The sequence below is a fragment of the Paenibacillus sp. JT31N11 genome (assembly GCF_056269285.1).
The window spans coordinates 1-2,992 of sequence record NZ_JBWDNQ010000054.1; the positions used below are offsets into that span (position 1 = coordinate 1).

Genomic DNA, 2,992 nt, shown 5'->3' on the forward strand with positions numbered 1-2,992 from the left:
CACGCCTCCATGTTGTCCAGGTCTATGAAGTGGTCACCCGAGCGTCCTTCATACATGTCTATCAAGGGTGAAATCCTGCGAATAAGCGAGCATTCGTGAGAAAACTTAATCGTACCGAGGGAGTTAAAACACTTAAAGGGGTGCCGAGCGGCATCCCTTAGCTGCACTAACCGGCAGGAGTGCATAATCGACCACATAAGTAACATTGATTGTAATTTTTTGTACAGAAACAAGTTTAAGTATCTTCAGGCCGGCTATCGCAGCTGCATTCGGTAGTGGATTTTATATTGCTTCTATTAAGTAACGCCACTACCAACATTAAGTAATAAAAAAACACCTCCGATACGGCGATACGGAGGTGTTTTTTTATTTAGAAGCTATTCTAATCAGTGCGTTTTTCCCCTTCAATAGCAACAATCGTCAACTTGTCAAATGCTCCACCCAAGCTTCCAAGCTCGACTCCTTCTCCATTTTCATTAAATGTACCAAAAGTTGTGACGCCAGCCATCCATTGATGCAAGAAATAAACATAGGAACCGTTATAAACAGGACGCTTCCCCCATTCTTCGCTTACGGCAGGAACGAGATTTACAATCACATCAAGTTCATTTGCTTTCTTCTTCGTAACATGTCCTTCCCAAATTTGCCAAGCCGCCTGATCTTTAACCTCATAATACCGAGTATAGTCCCCTTCTGTGATAAAGAATTTTTGAGTTTGGCCATATGGGAAATAATACTGCGTTGTACGGATGTCAGGGGTAGAACCAAGGTGTTCTTGTAAACTAATTTTTGGCAGAGCAAGAACTGCTTGTCGTGCAGTTACAATATCTTGGCCCTCGATGGCAAGATCACTGGGTGCGTTATAAATCACGGCTGTTTTCGTTTCCGGATCCCAAGCAACAAAGGCATCCAGAGATTCTCCAATAAAACGCAAAGGTACATAGACGGAACCGTCAATATTTCGTGGAGACACACTAACTGTCACTTTATTTGTTCCTATCAGGGCCTCCTTATTCCCAACTGTAAGCTTGAGGACTTGTTTGGAAGTCTTATTTATAACGGTGACTGTCTTTGCTTTATTGTTCCAATTAACGCTAAAATCGGGAAGGAGAGAAACTGTCCGAATAGGTACCATTGTAGTTTGATTAATAATGACAGGATTTTGATTCGTCAGTTTCACCCCATTCACATTCAAACTAATCGACATATCTGCCGCTGATACCATACTTCCAATAGAAAAGACCATGACCGTCAAAAGTAAACTTGTGACTACATATTTTTTCAACATTATTACAGCCTCCTTACTTATTTAATATGGATTCTTCAAATAAATCCTTTTTGATCGATCAAACAGTTTAGTGTTAAACGCAAATTACCTTACCCTTGTTGCGCAATTGTTTATTTTTTTAGTTTGTAGTGCGATTTAAACATCATAGTAGAGCGTCCTCCTGGATGATGGGATTTAAAGGGCTATGCCCCGTTTCGTACTCCCATCGTACTGAGGCGCGTTTTTTTGCAAAGCGGAAATTTAACACACTACAGGAATGTTAACGGGTACGTTAGTGAGGAGCTTGCCGCGCGGCAGCTCCTTTTTCGTTTGGCGTGCCCAGAGGCACGCATTATCTAGTTGGTGAAAGTCCAACCAAGGGAGGGACCAAGCCACCCTTGTAGCTAGGATGCTTGCGCATGGCGAAATCTGTGCGTAAAAGCGCATCGACAAAAGTACTTGTCGGAGACAAGGCGAGCAACATACCAGGCCGTAACATGAAGTGAATCCTGCCGCATCGTCAAAAAGGCCTCGCGAGAGGAAAAAGGGGAAGCCGAGTCTTGCAAACGTAGACGAAGGCCAAGGAAGCTGTGCAGAACTTGGAACAACAGCGAAGGATCTCCCGGTGTAATGGGATCGGCATGGTATGAAAGATAATGCAGTGAACTGGGGAGACCCTCCCCTGCACGGAAGTTTTTTTTTTTTCGTAGCGAGAGACTCTATAAGTCAAAAAGACGAAGTGAGCCATCTGCAGGAAGGGAGTCCGAGGGGTGCATAGTACCGAAGAATGCAGGACAACACAACCTGCGGGAGGGAAGGCGTCCTGCTTTGTTCAAGCTTTTCAAGGAGGTACGAGTGAGTGAATGCCAAATGGCTAACGACACCTAAGGAAAAAGTTCAACAACTCCAAGAGAAGCTAGGTCATGCTGCCAAGATCAGCAAGCGGAGAAAATTTCATGCACTGTACGACAAGGTTCATCGACTGGATGTCCTTCAGGAAGCGTGGCGAAGAGTGAAGGCAAATAAGGGTGCGGCAGGCGTAGACGGTGAGACCATGGCTGATATTGCAAAGATAGGTGAAGATCAATTCGTCGCACAATGCCAAGAACAACTGTTGAAGAATAACTACCGTCCCCAGCCCGTTCGTCGCCACTACATTCCGAAGAAAGATGGACGAAAACGTCCGCTGGGCATTCCGACGGTGAGAGACCGCGTCGTACAAATGGCAACGAAACTGATTGTCGAACCGATCTTTGAAGCCGATTTTCAGGAATGCTCGTATGGCTTTCGACCAAAGCGCGGCGCAAAACAAGCGCTCGAGCGAATCCGCAAAGCATGCAACCGTAAAGGCAATTGGGTGGTCGACGTGGACATCCAAGGCTACTTCGACAACATGAACCAAGAGAAACTGATGAAGCTGGTGGAAATGAGAATCAGCGACAGACGTATACTCAAGCTGATCCGGCAATGGCTCGGAGCAGGCGTGATGGAGGAAGGGCAAGTAAGACGGACCGACCTTGGCACGCCGCAAGGCGGCGTGATATCGCCGTTACTTGCGAACATCTACCTGAACTACTTCGATCTATTGTGGGAGAAACATGGCAAAGGAGTCGGAGAATTGACGCGGTACGCAGACGATTTCGTCGTGGTATGCAAGACAAGGAAGGACGCGCAACATGCGTTTAAGCTTATACAAACGATTATGGCGCGATTGGAACTGACCTT

The 2,992-nt window shown here is 45.9% G+C and carries 2 protein-coding genes; one reads left to right on the forward strand and one right to left on the reverse strand.

Annotation, left to right across the window (positions count from 1 at the left end):
* Positions 1-382 precede the first annotated feature (382 nt).
* Positions 383-1,288 carry a copper amine oxidase N-terminal domain-containing protein gene (locus AC0YNV_RS40535; RefSeq protein WP_475773110.1) on the reverse strand — a complete coding sequence of 302 codons (906 nt, stop codon included), beginning with the start codon at positions 1,286-1,288 and terminating at the stop codon, positions 383-385.
* 838 nt (positions 1,289-2,126) lie between these two features.
* Here AC0YNV_RS40535 and ltrA point away from each other — a divergent pair.
* Positions 2,127-2,992, forward strand: an 866-nt coding sequence (gene ltrA, locus AC0YNV_RS40540) for a group II intron reverse transcriptase/maturase (protein ID WP_475773111.1), incomplete at its 3' end; no start/stop codon positions are given.

Excerpts from the sequence above, each read along its gene's own strand:
- AC0YNV_RS40535 (WP_475773110.1), bottom strand. The coding sequence starts at position 1,288 with ATGTTGAAAAAATATGTAGTCACAAGTTTACTTTTGACGGTCATGGTC.